The 13444-nt window shown below is 70.8% G+C and carries 14 protein-coding genes and 1 tRNA gene; 11 read left to right on the top strand and 4 right to left on the bottom strand.

From position 1 onward, the window contains the following. Nucleotides 1-18 precede the first annotated feature (18 nt). From IE277_RS04505 to IE277_RS04475, 7 genes are all read left to right on the top strand, one after another. Nucleotides 19-528 (top strand): tyrosinase family oxidase copper chaperone, encoded by a 510-nt coding sequence (locus tag IE277_RS04505; RefSeq protein WP_189948650.1) that lies wholly within the window; start codon nucleotides 19-21, stop codon nucleotides 526-528. Further along, nucleotides 512-1378: a tyrosinase family protein gene (locus IE277_RS04500; protein WP_189948647.1), complete on the top strand. Its 867-nt coding sequence runs from the start codon at nucleotides 512-514 to the stop codon at nucleotides 1376-1378. The genes IE277_RS04505 and IE277_RS04500 overlap by 17 nt, the downstream gene beginning before the upstream one ends. A 237-nt stretch (nucleotides 1379-1615) precedes the next feature. Beyond that, nucleotides 1616-3028 carry a condensation domain-containing protein gene (locus IE277_RS04495; protein ID WP_189948645.1) on the top strand — a complete coding sequence of 471 codons (1413 nt, stop codon included), beginning with the start codon at nucleotides 1616-1618 and terminating at the stop codon, nucleotides 3026-3028. 227 nt (nucleotides 3029-3255) lie between these two features. Further along, a complete protein-coding gene (locus tag IE277_RS04490) occupies nucleotides 3256-3501 on the top strand; it encodes a hypothetical protein (RefSeq protein ID WP_189948643.1) in 246 nt (81 codons plus the stop codon). 173 nt (nucleotides 3502-3674) lie between these two features. Beyond that, nucleotides 3675-4007, top strand: coding sequence for a hypothetical protein (locus tag IE277_RS04485; protein WP_189948641.1), 333 nt, complete (start codon nucleotides 3675-3677; stop codon nucleotides 4005-4007). A gap of 161 nt (nucleotides 4008-4168) precedes the next feature. Then, nucleotides 4169-4453 (top strand): hypothetical protein, encoded by a 285-nt coding sequence (locus tag IE277_RS04480; RefSeq protein ID WP_189948639.1) that lies wholly within the window; start codon nucleotides 4169-4171, stop codon nucleotides 4451-4453. Between the two features lie 363 nt (nucleotides 4454-4816). Then, nucleotides 4817-5179, top strand: coding sequence for a hypothetical protein (locus IE277_RS04475; protein WP_229880588.1), 363 nt, complete (start codon nucleotides 4817-4819; stop codon nucleotides 5177-5179). 97 nt (nucleotides 5180-5276) lie between these two features. Here the strand turns inward: IE277_RS04475 and IE277_RS04470 are convergent, their stop codons facing one another. The 3 genes from IE277_RS04470 to IE277_RS04460 all read right to left on the bottom strand — a co-directional run bounded on the left by IE277_RS04470 (nucleotide 5277) and on the right by IE277_RS04460 (nucleotide 6845). After that, entirely contained in the window at nucleotides 5277-5576 is a 300-nt protein-coding gene (locus tag IE277_RS04470; protein ID WP_189948638.1) for a hypothetical protein, read from the bottom strand. Between the two features lie 258 nt (nucleotides 5577-5834). Beyond that, nucleotides 5835-6128, bottom strand: coding sequence for a hypothetical protein (locus tag IE277_RS04465; RefSeq protein WP_189948636.1), 294 nt, complete (start codon nucleotides 6126-6128; stop codon nucleotides 5835-5837). A 231-nt stretch (nucleotides 6129-6359) separates the two neighbouring features. Then, nucleotides 6360-6845 carry a hypothetical protein gene (locus tag IE277_RS04460; RefSeq protein ID WP_189948635.1) on the bottom strand — a complete coding sequence of 162 codons (486 nt, stop codon included), beginning with the start codon at nucleotides 6843-6845 and terminating at the stop codon, nucleotides 6360-6362. Between the two features lie 499 nt (nucleotides 6846-7344). Between IE277_RS04460 and IE277_RS04455 the strand changes: the two genes are divergently transcribed. Next, complete coding sequence (locus IE277_RS04455) at nucleotides 7345-8103, top strand: hypothetical protein (RefSeq protein ID WP_189948633.1); 759 nt, start codon at nucleotides 7345-7347, stop codon at nucleotides 8101-8103. A 73-nt stretch (nucleotides 8104-8176) separates the two neighbouring features. Next, entirely contained in the window at nucleotides 8177-8452 is a 276-nt protein-coding gene (locus IE277_RS04450) for a hypothetical protein (protein ID WP_189948631.1), read from the top strand. Between the two features lie 373 nt (nucleotides 8453-8825). Here the strand turns inward: IE277_RS04450 and IE277_RS04445 are convergent. Continuing rightward, nucleotides 8826-8898: transfer RNA gene (locus IE277_RS04445), tRNA-Arg, on the bottom strand. A 321-nt stretch (nucleotides 8899-9219) separates the two neighbouring features. On the opposite strand from IE277_RS04445, the gene IE277_RS04440 reads away from it, so the two are divergent. Further along, on the top strand, nucleotides 9220-10830 hold the full coding sequence (locus IE277_RS04440; protein ID WP_189948629.1) for a dynamin family protein: 1611 nt from the start codon (nucleotides 9220-9222) through the stop codon (nucleotides 10828-10830). A gap of 3 nt (nucleotides 10831-10833) precedes the next feature. Next, entirely contained in the window at nucleotides 10834-13113 is a 2280-nt protein-coding gene (locus tag IE277_RS04435) for a GTPase (RefSeq protein ID WP_308433349.1), read from the top strand. Nucleotides 13114-13444: the final 331 nt, after the last annotated feature.

Raw genomic sequence — 13444 nt, 5'->3', positions numbered from 1 at the left:
CCGGACGAGGAGTGAACGATGGTTCCAGGTGTCGGCGGAGCGCCGGCGGGCGGACGGCACTCCGTGCCGGCCGCGGACGGAGCGCGGCCCCAGGGCAGAACACGGCGGGACGTGACCAGGGGACTGCTCTCCTCGGCCGTCGCCGCGGCACTCGCCCCCGCGGTCGCGGCCTGCGGGCGCGACGAGCATGCCCCGGACGACGGCCGGCGGGCCAACGCCTTCGACGAGACCTACCGGGGCCGCCGCATCCGCGGCGTCGAGGTCCGCGCGGCCCACCGGGCCGTAGGCGGTGGCGGCGGCGCTCTGTGGGAGGTCACGATCGACGGCCGCCGGCTGCATCTGATGCGCCGCGCCGACGGCAGCTGGCTGAGCATGGTCGACCACTACCGCTCGTACCCGACCCCGCTGGCCGCGGCCCGCGCGGCGGTCGACGAGCTGGGCCCCGACGAGCAACTGCACGACCTGGCACCGGGGCCGATGGGTGAGGGGCCGATGCACACGGGAGGCGGGCATGGCGTACACGCGTAAGAACGTCAACAGGCTGACCGCCGGCGAGCGGCGACGGTTCGTGGGCGCCCTGCTGGAGGTCAAACGGAGTGGTGAGTACGACGAGTTCGTGCGCATGCACATCGACTTCAACACCCCCGACGGGGAGAGCGGCCTGCGCACCGCCCACATGGCGCCCTCCTTCCTGCCCTGGCACCGCAAGCTCCTGCTGGACCTGGAGCGGGCGCTGCGCCGGGTGGACGACTCGGTGACCGTGCCGTACTGGGACTGGACCCGCGACCGCACGCCCACCTCCGTGCCGTGGACCGACGACCTGCTCGGCGGCAACGGACGGCGCTCGGACAAGCAGGTGATGAACGGCCCGTTCGCCTACCGGTCCGGCCACTGGAGGCTCACCGAGAACGTCACCGACCGGCGCTACCTCACCCGCGACCTCGGCCGTGCCCGCGACCCGATCCAGCTGCCGACCGCGCAGGACGTGGAGGTGGCGATGGCCGACCCGGTCTACGACACGGCGCCCTGGGACTCGACGGTCACCCGGGGTTTCCGCAACAAGCTGGAGGGGTGGGGACAGGGCCGGGGCAAGGTCTCCTGGCACAACCACAACCGGGTGCACCGCTGGATCGGCGGGGTGATGGTCGGCGGCGCCGCCGTCAACGACCCGGTGTTCTGGCTGCACCACGCCTTCGTCGACCTGCAGTGGGTCCGCTGGCAGCAGCGGTACCGCGAGCACCGCTACCTTCCGGCCACGCCGCCCGGGGAGCGCAGTGCCCAGCACGACCGGGTGGTGGCCCGGCACGACCGGCTGCCACCGTGGGACGTGACCCCGGACGACCTGGAGGACATGAGCGGGGTCTACCGCTACGAGTGAGGCCGCGAGGATCCCCGAAGGGCCCCGGCGCTCACGGTGCCGGGGCCCTTCCCCCATGTCGTGCACCCCGTCCGTCAACTCCGACCGCGGTCCTGCCCGTTCACCGTTCTCCCCGCCGTTCGCTTTGCCGTTCGAGACGTCACACGTCCCGCTGAAAAGCCGGCGACACGGCAACATCCGTCCGGTGCACGGCTCTCCGTTGACCAAGTCTGAGTCTTCTGCGAAGGAGACGCCCCTGTGCGAATTTCTGACATTCAGCGCTGTGAAGTGCGGCCCGGACGCCTCGTCGAGTGGACGTTCAGCCCGGCGACCGTCGCGACCGCGGCAGCGCTGCCGCCGGATCCGCGGCCACCGGCGTACATCCAGGAGTCGCACATCAGGACCGCGCGTTCGGTGCGTGAGGACGGACTGTTCGTGCCGACGTGGATCGGCACGGCCTTCGACCTGCCGGACCGGGCCGATCTCGACGCACTGGAACAGGCGTTGCGCGGCTGGACCCTGCGGCACGAGACGCTGCGCAGCGGCTTTCGCTGGGCCGGCGACGACATGCACCGGTTCACGCTCGACGAGGACGATGTGTCCCTGCACCGCGAGGTGATCGGCGACTTCACCGACGCGGACACCCTGATCCGTTATCTGCAGGACCGGTTCGATGTCGCGGCGGACGCGCTCGGCTGGCCCAACTTCATCTACGCGGCCGTCGTCCGTGACGATTCCACCAGCGTGTACCTGGCGTTCGACCACACCAACGTCGACGCCTACTCCCTGCAGCGCATCCCGGACGAGATCCACGAGCTCTACCGGGCGGCCGCCGCGGGCCGGCCCCTGACCGAGGCGTCCGTGGGCAGTTACGTCGACTTCTGCGAGCTGGAACGGGCGAACGCGGACGGCATCGACGACACACACGCGATCGTCGCCCGCTGGCGGGAGTTCATCGCCCGCGGCGACGGCACCCTGCCGGACTTCCCCGTCGACCTCGGTCTGCGCCCCGGTGGCCCGCTGCCCGCCCAGAAGCTGATGCGCGAGCCGCTCGTCGACGCGGACGTCGCCGCCGCGTTCGAGACCTACTGCCGGCCCTACGGCGGCAGCATGGTGGGCGTGCTGGCCGCGACCAGTCTGATCGTGCACCAGCTCGGCGGGCAGCCGGTCTACCGCACGGTCGTGCCGTTCCACACCCGGGTGAAGTCCGCGTGGTCGGACTCGGTCGGCTGGTACGTCGGCGGCGCGCCGATCGAGGTGCCCGCGGCACGGGACTTCGACGGCGCACTCGCCGCGGTCCGCACCGAGTTGCAGGCCAACCGGCAGCTGGCCCGCATTCCGCTGGCGCGCGTACTGCGGCTGCTCGGCGCCGACTTCCGCCCGACCTCGCCCGACCTGTACTCGATCGTCTCGTACGTGGACGCCCGCGTCGTCCCCGGCGCGGAGAGCTGGCTGGAGCAGAAGGCCTACGGTCTGCTCCGGGTGTCGTACGGCGACCAGGTGTGTGTCTGGATCACCCGGCTGCACGAGGGGTTCTGGCTCGCCTGCCGCTACCCGGACACCGACATCGCCTACAAGAACATGCGGTGTTACGTCGAGGCACTGCGCGATCTCATCGTGTCCGTGCCCGCGCACAATCGCGTCCTGGCCACGGAGCCGACCTTTTCGTAGTACCGCCGGACAACTGCCGTGTCCCACATTCCCGTTGGCGCGCCGAAGGGCAACTCCCCATGTCATGGCGGTAGTTGGGGTCATCGGGAAAAGCCCCGGTGTTCATGTCCCCTTTTGGACACGGATATCCGGCAAAGTGGAATACGGTGTATCGCTACTGGTAGTGTTCGCTCAGTCACGGTAGGCAATCAGCCCCGATGTCCAAGCAAGGAAGAACCGAGGGTTCCATGCGCAAGCTTCAGCAAGTCGTGATCGCAGCAGTGGCGGCCGGCGGTCTGGCCGGCGTCGGTGCGGGTGCCGGCACCGCCTTCGCCCATGGTGGCCGCGGGTTGGAGGTGAACGACATGTACCGCCCCTACCAGGAGTGCAGCCCGCAGACGGTGGCCGACGGCAGCCTGCCGGTCAGCGTGCTCGGTCTGTCGCAGACCCTGGACACCACCTGCGGCCAGTTCAACAACGCCTTCACCGGCTGAGGCCGACGGCGTCATCACGCGCGACGCCTTCCGTGGAACCCTTCGGGTCACCCTCCGAAGGGTTCCCCGCACGCTCGGCCGGTCACCCGGCTCTCCAGGACGAAATCGAGGCCGGGCACGGCCGGTTCGTGGCGCACGGTGCCCGGGCGATCCCCGCAAAGGAAACGCATCACATGCTCAGTAGAAAGAAGATCGCGGCAGTCTCGGGGCTCCTCGGTGGCCTCGCCGTGACCTGCGTCGGCTTCGCCCACGCGTCCACCGCGGCCGACCCGGGAGGCTGCAAGCGCGACCTCCAGGGCGGCGTCACCTGCATCCAGCGGGTCCAGGGCGAGATCCCCGAGGACGGGTACATCCCCCACTCGGACACCTGCACGCCGATGCAGCCGCTCACCCTTCCCGCCGCGCTGGGGAACGGCACCATCAAGTACGGCCCCGAAGTGACCTGTTCCGCGCCGCCCCGTGACAAGGGCGACGGTAAATCAGATTTTTCCGGCCTGTTCGATTGAGCCTTCGGGCGGGAATCTCCCGGCGAACCCCGTGACGCAGACCGGAGCCGTAAGTCGACACGACGCATGACCAAAAATGCCCGATTTGCTACCTATTGTGTGTATATGCTCACTCCAGGTAGTCAACCAGGGCTGCGTGCCCGGGCAAGAAAGGCTCAATCATGCGTAAGTTTCAGCGTGCGGCGGTCGTAGCGGCGACGCTCGCGGGTCTGTCCACCCTCGGCGTCGGTGTCAGCTTCGCCGGCGGCTACGACGACCACACCCCGCAGGAGATCACCGCTGTGGCCAACTCGTCGGCCAACGCCGTCGCCACGTACGGCAGCACCTTCGGGCGCCCGTACGGGGGCCAGCCGCAGGGCCACGACGACCCCGCTCCCCAGGAGGGTGGTTACGGCAACGGCGGTGGTGACAACGGCGGCGGTGGCGCCCCCGGCAACGACCAGTAAGACCAACGAGGTCCACGATGCGCGGGTGTGAGCGCGTGCAGCGGTCGTAGCGCATCGGCATTCATGTCGTAGCGCATCGGCATTCATTTGGAACGCGATATGCACATCGTACGAACTGTACGTCCCTGTACCGGACCGACTCGGACGGTTCACCGGTGTGCTGAGTAATACCCCATGGCGAAGGCAGCCCGGACGCGCGGCAGACCCCCTCAGGGTGTGCGTCCGGGCTGCGGCAATGCCACCGCCGGACGCACCCGGAACCGCGTCCAGGCGCCGGGTCCCCACTTTCGACCTTCTCCAAGGCCCGGGTGCACGTCGGTCAACGACGGGCACCCGGGCCTCCAGTGCAAAGGAACGCAGCGCATGTTCACTCCGCAGAAGATTGCGACCGTCACAGGGCTCGTCGGAAGTCTCGCGGTGATCTGTGTCGGCGCCGCGCACGCGCACGCCGACGGCCCCAAGGGCGACTGCAGGACCACCGCCCAGGGCGACACCGTCTGCGTGCGCAAGAGCGAAGTCCGCATCGACAAGCGCGGCAAGCACATCCTCAAGCAGGCGCAGGACTGCGCGGTCATCGACCGGCCGCGCGTGGTGGGACCCGACGACGATCTGCTGGCCGGCGGCGCCAAGAACGTCGGGCCGGTGGTGGAGTGCGACAACGTGGTCAAGGTGCCCAAGGGCTTCAAGGGCTTCAAGGGCTTCAAGAAGCCGCACATCCGGTTCTGAGGCGCGAAGCGCAGAATGCCGGACCGGGATCGTCCCGGTCCGGCATTCTCATGTTCGGCGGCAGGGCCCGCCGAGACCGACGGGCCCTGCCTGCTTGTTACTTGCCGACGCTGTTGTTGCAGCCCATGCTCGAACCGAGCTGCGACTCCTGCGCACCGGAGTTGCCCTCGCCGTTGAGCGCGTTGCCCAGCGCGCCGTTGAGGATGCCGACCTCGCCGAGGACGTCGGCGTTGAGGTCGTGGGACCTGCAGGTGGTGCTCTGCAGGACGCTGAAGCGGGAGCCGCCGCCTCCGCCCTTGCCGCCCATCCCCTGATCGGCGTGTGCGGCGCCGGCGCTCAGGAGTCCGACGCTCCCGAGAGCGGCGACCAGAACGGCAGCCTTGCGGAGCTTGTGCATGTCTTCTCCGGTGGAAGTGAAGGGATGCGATCCGTGAGAGATCGACTTCGTACGGTTATGGAGGCTAATAGGAAATATCCGAAGACAAACACGGCGCGCCGAATTTGGTAATTCTCTTCACTCCGAACGCTCAATGATATGCAAAGACTAATGATATGTAGAATAAAAGATATGCAGAATAAAAAAAGTCCCGGCATCGGGCCCGAGGTCCGATGCCGGGATCATTTACCGCTCTGGCCGCCTGGGCGGCCGTGCGCCTCAGAAGGCGCTGTTGCTGCAGCCCATGGTCGAGCCGATGTGGGTCGCCTGGGCGCCCGGGTCACCCTCGCCGTTGAGCGCGTTGCCCAGCAGGCCGTTGAGGATGCCGACCTCGCCGAGGACGTCCAGGTTCAGGTCGTGCGACTTGCAGTTGGAGCTCTGCAGGACGCTGAAACCGCCGTGGTCACCGCCCTTGCCGCCGCCTTCCTGTCCGCCCGCGTGCGCCGTGCCGCCCACGAGTCCGATGCTCCCGATTGCGGCAACCAGGACGGCAGCCTTGCGAAGCTTGTGCATGTCATCTCCGGTGGAGTGTGAAGGGGTTGCGATCTGTGGCAGATCGCGTTCTTACAGTTACGGGAGATTAATAGGAAATAACCCAAAACGGACAGCGACGCGCCGGTTTCTTGATCTATTGGCAAAAGCACCCGAAAGCCGCAGCGCGCACACGCGGGCCCTTCGAGGACGCTCCTCGAAGGGCCCGCGTCGGGCGTCGGTATGCGGTTGTCAGGTGCCCTGGGGCCGGTCCTAGCGTGCCTGGGCGAGGGCGTTCGACGACGAGTGCGCGAGGACGTTGGACTGGTTGTTGCCCTGGCTGCACTCGATGCCGTGGGTATCGGCGGCGGCGAGCAGTGCGACCGGTACGTTCGCACCCAACAGGGCCTGCGGGCTGCACTCCTGGGACGGGCGGAAGAGGTTGCTCTGGAGCGCGTCGCTGCTCTGCGACGGGGCGGCCTGAGGGCTGATCTGCGGGTTGATCTGCGGGCTCAGATCGGGGTTGACCTGCGGGGTGACCTCAGCGCCCCGCTGCGGACCCTGCGGGGCCTGCTGGCCGAAGGTCTGTGCGGTGGCCCGGGCGGAGGTCGCGGCGGAGGCCTGCGCGTCCGGCTGCGAAACGGGGGGCGGATAGCCGCCGTTGTAGGCGGGGGCGACCGCGGAGCTGGGGCCGGCACCGGCGGCGGACAGACCGCCGGCTGCTGCGACGATGAGCGCGACTTGCTGAAGCTTGCGCATGAAACCCTCGGCCCTTCATTGACCTGTGCACGGAACGTGTCGAAATGCTGATGAGCCAGTGCAGTTGGAGATTTTCTCGGTGACCTGTGCGGCTGCGGCGGACCATCGCTCTGACCCAATGGGGAACGAGGGAAGAGGGGTACGGATACGGTGTGCCGGGGTCTGATCACCCATTTGCCCCAGGCCTTGTGCGCCACGCCGCCGCGTTCCGGATGTCTCTGCAATCATGCTCGCGGACTTCCGGCCGTCAATGGCAAATGGGTGACGGTGCTTCAAGTCCCGTGACCGGCACGGGGGAAAGTTCGTTGCCAGCTGGGAGAGGGCAGCGATCATGGATCACGGAGGGGCAAGGAAATTCGCTGTCGGCTCCGGCGTGAGTCCGTGTGCAGCCCAGTAGTTACCCCCGCAAAGGCGCAGTACGAACATCAGACTGGGCGCACGTGAGACTGCGCTGAATACAACGGATTTCCTGTTCAGGTTTCGAAGGGCCGAGGGTTTCATGCGCAAGCTTCACAAGGCCGCTGTTGTCGCAGCAGCGGCCGGCGGTCTGACCGCCATCGGCGCCGGCGTCAGCCATGCCGACGCTCCCGTCGGATACGGTGCCGTTCCAATGTCGGCTCCCGAGTACCCCGCACCCCAGTACTCGGTGCCCCAGTACGCGCCACCGCAGTACGCGCCGCCTCAGTACCCCCAGTACGCGCCACCGCAGTACGCGCCGCCCCAGTACCCCCAGTACGCGCCGCCTCCGCCGCCCGGTCCGCAGGCCATGGCGCAGGCCCGTTCGCGCGGCTTCGCACAGGTCGAGGCTCCGCCGCCGTACTCCCCGCCGATGATGCAGGCGCCGCCTCCGCCGCCGCCCGCGCCCCCGCAGGCGCCGGCCGGCTATGCCTCCGCCTCGGCCTCGTCGGGGGGCACCGCGCAGGCCGGGAACTCGCCGTACGGCGGCCCGGAGCAGTCCGCCGCCCCGCAGTACAGCGCGCCGGCCCCCCAGCAGTCGCAGGTCATGCCGCAGGTCAGCCCGCAGTCCGCGCCGGAGGTCATGCCGCGCGTCGCCCCGCAGGTCGCCATGCCCCAGACCTTCGGCGCCGCGGACGGTCCGCCGCACGTCGCGCCGCAGGTGAACCCCTCGGTGAACCCGCAGGTGAACCCGCTCATCAACCCGCTGCTCGCACCGGACACGCCGCGGGCGCCCGGGCTCGGCCTCGGGCAGGTCGCGGCGCCTCCCGTCGGCTCGCTCGGGCTGCCCCGACTCGGCTGACCGCCTCCGGCGATCCTTCGCCGCCCCAATCGATCTGCCAGCAGATCGCATCCGCTCGACCAACGGAGAAGCAATGCGCACGTTTCACAAGGCCGTCCTCGTGGGCGCCATGCTCGGAAGTGTCGGCTCCCTCGGCGTCAACACCGCCTTCGCGCACGGCGAGCCGGGCCATGACCTTGAGGTCACGCAGGCCACCGAGTGCCGCTCGCACGACATGAACATCAATGTGCTCGGCAGCGTCGGCGCCGTCAACGGCCTGGCCGGCAACCTGCTGAACGGCGAGGGCTCCCCGGGCGCGCAGCCCACCAACCTCGGTTCGGACATGGGCTGCAACAGCAAGGCACTCTGACCGGCGGCGCCGCACGCCGGACTTGTGCGGCTGCGGCGGCACGCGGACGGTGTGTCCGCGGTCCCGCCGCGACCCGGTGACAGCCGGACAGCGCCGGACCCTCCCCGCGAACACCGAGGGGGAGGGTCCGGCGCTTTGCTGCGTCGCGGCCCGGGGTCCGGGGCCCTGACCCCTGGGTCCGGGGCCCGCGGTCGGGGAGGGAGCCGTACCGGAGGCAGTCAGGGAAGGGCCGTACCGGAGGCGAAGTCGCTTGCCGGCCGGTAACTCCTCCGTGTCGCCGCCGGCGAGAGCCGCGGCCAGGGCGCCCTCGCCGGGCTGCCCCGGGGCCTGCGCGGCAATGAGAACGCCCTCCCGAAGGAGGGCGGACAGTGGGCGCCCCCGGCAGGACTCGAACCTGCGGCCAAGCGCTTAGAAGGCGCCTGCTCTATCCACTGAGCTACGGGGGCCTGGTGTGGCGGCCTCGTGCGGGATGCCCTGGCCGGGCTGACCCGTGACGTGGCCCGGGGACAAGGATAGGGCTCCCGGTTCCTTGACCCCGCTGCTTCGCCTCCGTGGCTCGATGTGGAGGTTCGGTGAAGCGGTCCTGATAATCGCAGGCAGGTGCGATTCGTGCATCGCTTTTGGCGTCCGACGCACCGGGTGTTGTGCACTCGTTATGCCTGGACTGTGCCCGTGCCCCAATGGTTCCTTCCGTCCGTTCCGTCCTCTCGGCACGCAGACATGTCTATATGCTTCAGAATTCCCCTAAAGTTGGGCATTCTTCGCATGTGGTGACCTTGGACGTACGGCCTCAGCTGCTCGACACACTCTCCGCTCTGCGCGATCGTGTCGCCGCCACACGCTTTCCGCTGCCCCTGCCCGGGGCCGCACGTGCGCGTGCCAACCGCGACGAGCTTCTCGCACAGCTAGACGACTATCTGGTACCCCGCCTGCGGGAACCCGAGGCGCCGCTGCTGGCCGTCGTCGGCGGATCCACCGGCGCGGGGAAGTCGACGCTGGTCAACTCCCTCGTCGGGCGGCGCGTGAGCGAGGCGGGCGTGCTGCGGCCGACGACCCGGACCCCGGTCCTCGTCTGCCATCCCGACGACCATCACTGGTTCGGCGCCATGCGCGTGCTCCCCGAGCTGACCCGCGTGTGGTCGGCCGAGCAGGACCCGGTCGACGACCTGCTGCTGCCCGCCCGCGAGGAGCCCACGCGCGTGCTGCGCATCGAGACCGCCGAAACCCTGCCGCGCGGGCTCGCCCTCCTCGACGCCCCCGACATCGACTCGCTCATCGCCGACAACCGTGTCCTGGCCGCCGAGCTGATCTGCGCCGCCGACATCTGGATCATGGTCACGACGGCGACCCGCTACGCCGACGCCGTCCCCTGGCACCTGTTGCGCACCGCCAAGGAGTACGACGCCACCCTCGTCACCGTGCTGGACCGGGTGCCCCACCAGGTCGTCTCCGAGGTCTCCCGGCAGTATGGCGCCCTGCTCACCAAGGCCGGCCTCGGTGACGTACCCCGCTTCACGGTGCCCGAGCTGCCCGAGTCCGCGTGGGGCGCCGGGATGCTGCCCGCCACCGCCGTCGCGCCGCTGAAGAACTGGCTGGTCCATCACGCCCAGGACACCGCCGCCCGACAGCGCGTCATCGCCCGTACGGCGTACGGCCTGCTCGACTCGCTCCAGTCCCGGATGCCCGAGCTGGCCAGCTCCGCCGCCGCCCAGTACGCGGCCGCCCTCCGGCTCACCTCTGCCGTGGACACCGCCTACGACGGCGAGCACGCGCGTGTGCGCGCCCGGCTGCAGTCCGGTGCCGTGCTCGCCGGGGACGCGCTCAAACGCTGGCGGGCCTTCCCCCTGGACTGCACCCCCGCGGAACTCCTCGACGCGCTTGTGGAGAGCCTGGCCGCGCTGCTGCTGTGCGCCGTCACCGCGGCGGACGAACGCATCGACGAGGCCTGGCGTCATGAGCCCGCGGCCGAGGCCCCGGGCCTCGCCGACCGCGGACTGTCCCTGGAGAGCGCCGAGCACCGCATCGGCCTCGCCGTACGGCGCTGGCGGCGCGAGATGGAGGAGTACGCCGAGGACGAGGTGCGGGTGCTGGAGCGGACGTCCGCGCCCGATCCGGAGATCGTCGCCGCCGTCGTCGCCACCGCGCTGCTGGGCGGGCGCCGGGCGCGCAACGCGGGCGAGGGGCTCGCCGACCGGATGGGCGCCCAGGGCGCGCTGCGGCTGCGTGAGCGCTCCGGACGCCTGCTGACCGAGTACGTGGACCGAGTCATGCACGCCGAACGCGAGCGGCGCCTCGCCGCGCTGGAGGCCTTCGACATCCAGCCCGCGCCCCAGGCCGAACTCATCGCCGCCCTGTCCGTACTGCAGAAGGAGAGGTGACCGGTGAAGGCCGCCACCGATCAGGACCACATGGAGCACACCGACCACATGGCGCCTACTGAGCACAGCGGTCACATGAATTCCGAGGTCATGAACCCCGGAGAGCGTGCCGACCTTCTCGGGGAGCCGCTGCCCCCGGGCGCGGGGGCACTCATCGACCCCGTCGCCGCCGCCCCCGAGGACCGGACCGAGGACGAAGCGACGAGGGGCCCGTCGCACGAAGCGACGTACGAAGCGACGTACGAAGCGAGGGGCGAATCGGCGAACGAAGCGGCTCGTACGTGGGAAGCGCTCCGTGAGTGGGATGCGCTCCCTGAGCGAGACGCGCGCGTGGCGGACCGGGACGTGGGCCGGGACATGCCCGCCACCGCCACCGCCACCGCCGGCGTCGACGCGGACAGCGCTCCGCGCCTGCGTCCGTCGCACCGCCCGCCCCGGCAACCCGGCCCCAGCGACGAGACATCCGCACGGCGCGGAACCGCCGACGCTGGCATCGACACCGGAGCCGCCAGCGGCACCGGCACCGGCACCGGCATCGACGCTGACGCCGACTCCGACTCCGACTCCGCGGAGGCCTGGGACGACGGCCTGATCGCCCGGCGCGTCACGGAGGCCGGAGCCGCCGTGCTCGCCGCCGAACGCGAGGCCGACAGCCGGGGCCAGGGCAGCAACCCGCCGCCCCCGCTGGCGTACGACGGCCCGCTGCGCTCCCGGCTCGACGCCCTGCGCGAACTCGTCGGCCTCTCCCGCACCCGGCTGGACAACCGCACCCTCGCCGAGGCGGGCCGTGTCCTGGACGAGGCGGCCGCCCGCCGCAAACTCTCCGGCCGGCACACCGTCATCGCCATCGCGGGCGCCACGGGCAGCGGCAAGTCGCAGCTGTTCAACGCCCTCGCCGGCGTGGCCATCTCGGAGACCGGCGTACGGCGTCCGACCACGGCCGCCCCCATCGCGTGCAGCTGGAGCGACGGCGCGGCGGGCCTCATCGACCGCCTCGGCATCCCGGGCCGGCTGCGCCGCCGCCCCGCGCACAACCCGGACAACGACGGGGAGCTGCGTGGGCTCGTCCTGGTCGACCTGCCCGACCACGACTCCGCCGCCGTACAGCACCGTGAACAGGTCGACCGGATCCTGAAACTGGTCGACGCGGTGATCTGGGTGGTCGACCCCGAGAAGTACGCCGACGCCGTGTTGCACGAGCGCTATCTGCGGCCCATGGCCGGCCACGCCGAGATCATGTTCGTCGTCCTCAACCAGGTCGACCGGCTGCCCGGGGAGGCCGCCGACCAGGTCCTGGACGACCTGCGGCGGCTGCTGGACGAGGACGGCATCGCGCTCGGCGAGCACGGCGACCCGGGTGCCAGCGTGCTCGCGCTGTCCGCGCTCACCGGCGACGGCGTCACCGAACTGCGCGAGGCGCTCGGCCAGTTCGTGGCCGAGCGCGGCGCGGCGGCCCGCCGGGTCGCGGCCGACGTGGACTCCGCCGCGACCGGACTGCGGCCCGTCTACGCCGCCGAACGGCGGGTCGGCCTCAGCGAGGAGGCGCGCGAGGAGTTCGCGGCGCGGCTCGCGGACGCGGTGGGCGCCACCGCGGCGGGCGATGCCGCCGAGCGGGCCTGGCTGCGCAACGCGGGGCGCGCCTGCGGCACGCCCTGGCTGCGGCTGTGGCGCTGGTACCAGGGGCGCGGCGACGCCACGACGGGCCGCCATGCGGCACGTCCCCAGGCCGAGGAGGAGATCACGGCACGCCAGCGCGTGGAACAGGCGGTCCGTACGGTGGCCGACCGGGCCTCGGCCGGGCTGCCAGGGCCGTGGGCGCTGGCGGTGCGCGAGTCGGCCGTACGCGGCGCACAGGGTCTGTCGGAGGCGCTGGACGAGCTTGCGGCGCGGGCCGGAATGCCGCCGGGCCGCCCGCCGCGGCCGGGCTGGTGGCCGGTGGCGGTGCTGGTCCAGGCGGCCATGACCCTGCTGCAGATCGTGGGCGGGCTGTGGCTGGCGGCCCAGATCGCCGGTGTCATGGGCCCCAACCTCGGTGTCCCGGTGCTGCTGATGGTGTGCGGGATCATCGGCGGGCCGCTGGTGGAGTGGAGCTGCCGGATGGCGGCCAGAGGCCCGGCCCGGCGCTACGGCCAGGAGGCGGAACGGCGGCTGCGGGAGGCGGCGGCCGGCTGCGGCCGGGCCCGGGTGCTCGATCCGGTGGCCTCGGAACTGCTGCGCTATCGGGAGGTGCGCGAGCAGTACGCGCGGGTCGTGCGGAGCGGCGCGGGGGTGGGCGTGAGCTGACGGCGGCAGGCGGCCACCCCGGGCGGCGCGCGGGCCGAAGGCCGGCCGCGATCGTTCGGGGTGGACGTGTGTATGGGGGGAGTCGGGGGCGTGAGGTGCGGGCCACGGCCGTGACCGTGGGGGCGTGAAAGGGACGTCGGCCGTGGTCACCGGGGGGTGAGGGCGGTGGCGGGGGACGCGGATCACTCGTCCGGGTGACGGGGATTTCCACAGGTGGGCGGGGTGTCCACAGGGCTCGGCGGGCCCGGCCCGGCGGAGGCAGTCTGAGGTCGCGGCGATCGCACGGCGGGTCCGGCCGGAGGGACGGCGGACGGCAGGCGCGATCGCCGGG

It is taken from the genome of Streptomyces alanosinicus (assembly GCF_014650595.1).
GTDB classification, from domain to species: domain Bacteria; phylum Actinomycetota; class Actinomycetes; order Streptomycetales; family Streptomycetaceae; genus Streptomyces; species Streptomyces alanosinicus.
This window is presented reverse-complemented; position numbering and strand designations above follow the sequence as displayed.

Excerpts from the sequence above, each read along its gene's own strand:
- IE277_RS04450 (WP_189948631.1), top strand. The coding sequence starts at position 8,177 with ATGCGCACGTTTCACAAGGCCGTCCTCGTGGGCGCCATGCTCGGAAGT.
- IE277_RS04475 (WP_229880588.1), top strand. The coding sequence starts at position 4,817 with ATGTTCACTCCGCAGAAGATTGCGACCGTCACAGGGCTCGTCGGAAGT.
- IE277_RS04500 (WP_189948647.1), top strand. The coding sequence starts at position 512 with ATGGCGTACACGCGTAAGAACGTCAACAGGCTGACCGCCGGCGAGCGG.
- IE277_RS04465 (WP_189948636.1), bottom strand. The coding sequence starts at position 6,128 with ATGCACAAGCTTCGCAAGGCTGCCGTCCTGGTTGCCGCAATCGGGAGC.
- IE277_RS04485 (WP_189948641.1), top strand. The coding sequence starts at position 3,675 with ATGCTCAGTAGAAAGAAGATCGCGGCAGTCTCGGGGCTCCTCGGTGGC.
- IE277_RS04455 (WP_189948633.1), top strand. The coding sequence starts at position 7,345 with ATGCGCAAGCTTCACAAGGCCGCTGTTGTCGCAGCAGCGGCCGGCGGT.
- IE277_RS04480 (WP_189948639.1), top strand. The coding sequence starts at position 4,169 with ATGCGTAAGTTTCAGCGTGCGGCGGTCGTAGCGGCGACGCTCGCGGGT.
- IE277_RS04470 (WP_189948638.1), bottom strand. The coding sequence starts at position 5,576 with ATGCACAAGCTCCGCAAGGCTGCCGTTCTGGTCGCCGCTCTCGGGAGC.
- IE277_RS04505 (WP_189948650.1), top strand. The coding sequence starts at position 19 with ATGGTTCCAGGTGTCGGCGGAGCGCCGGCGGGCGGACGGCACTCCGTG.
- IE277_RS04460 (WP_189948635.1), bottom strand. The coding sequence starts at position 6,845 with ATGCGCAAGCTTCAGCAAGTCGCGCTCATCGTCGCAGCAGCCGGCGGT.
- IE277_RS04490 (WP_189948643.1), top strand. The coding sequence starts at position 3,256 with ATGCGCAAGCTTCAGCAAGTCGTGATCGCAGCAGTGGCGGCCGGCGGT.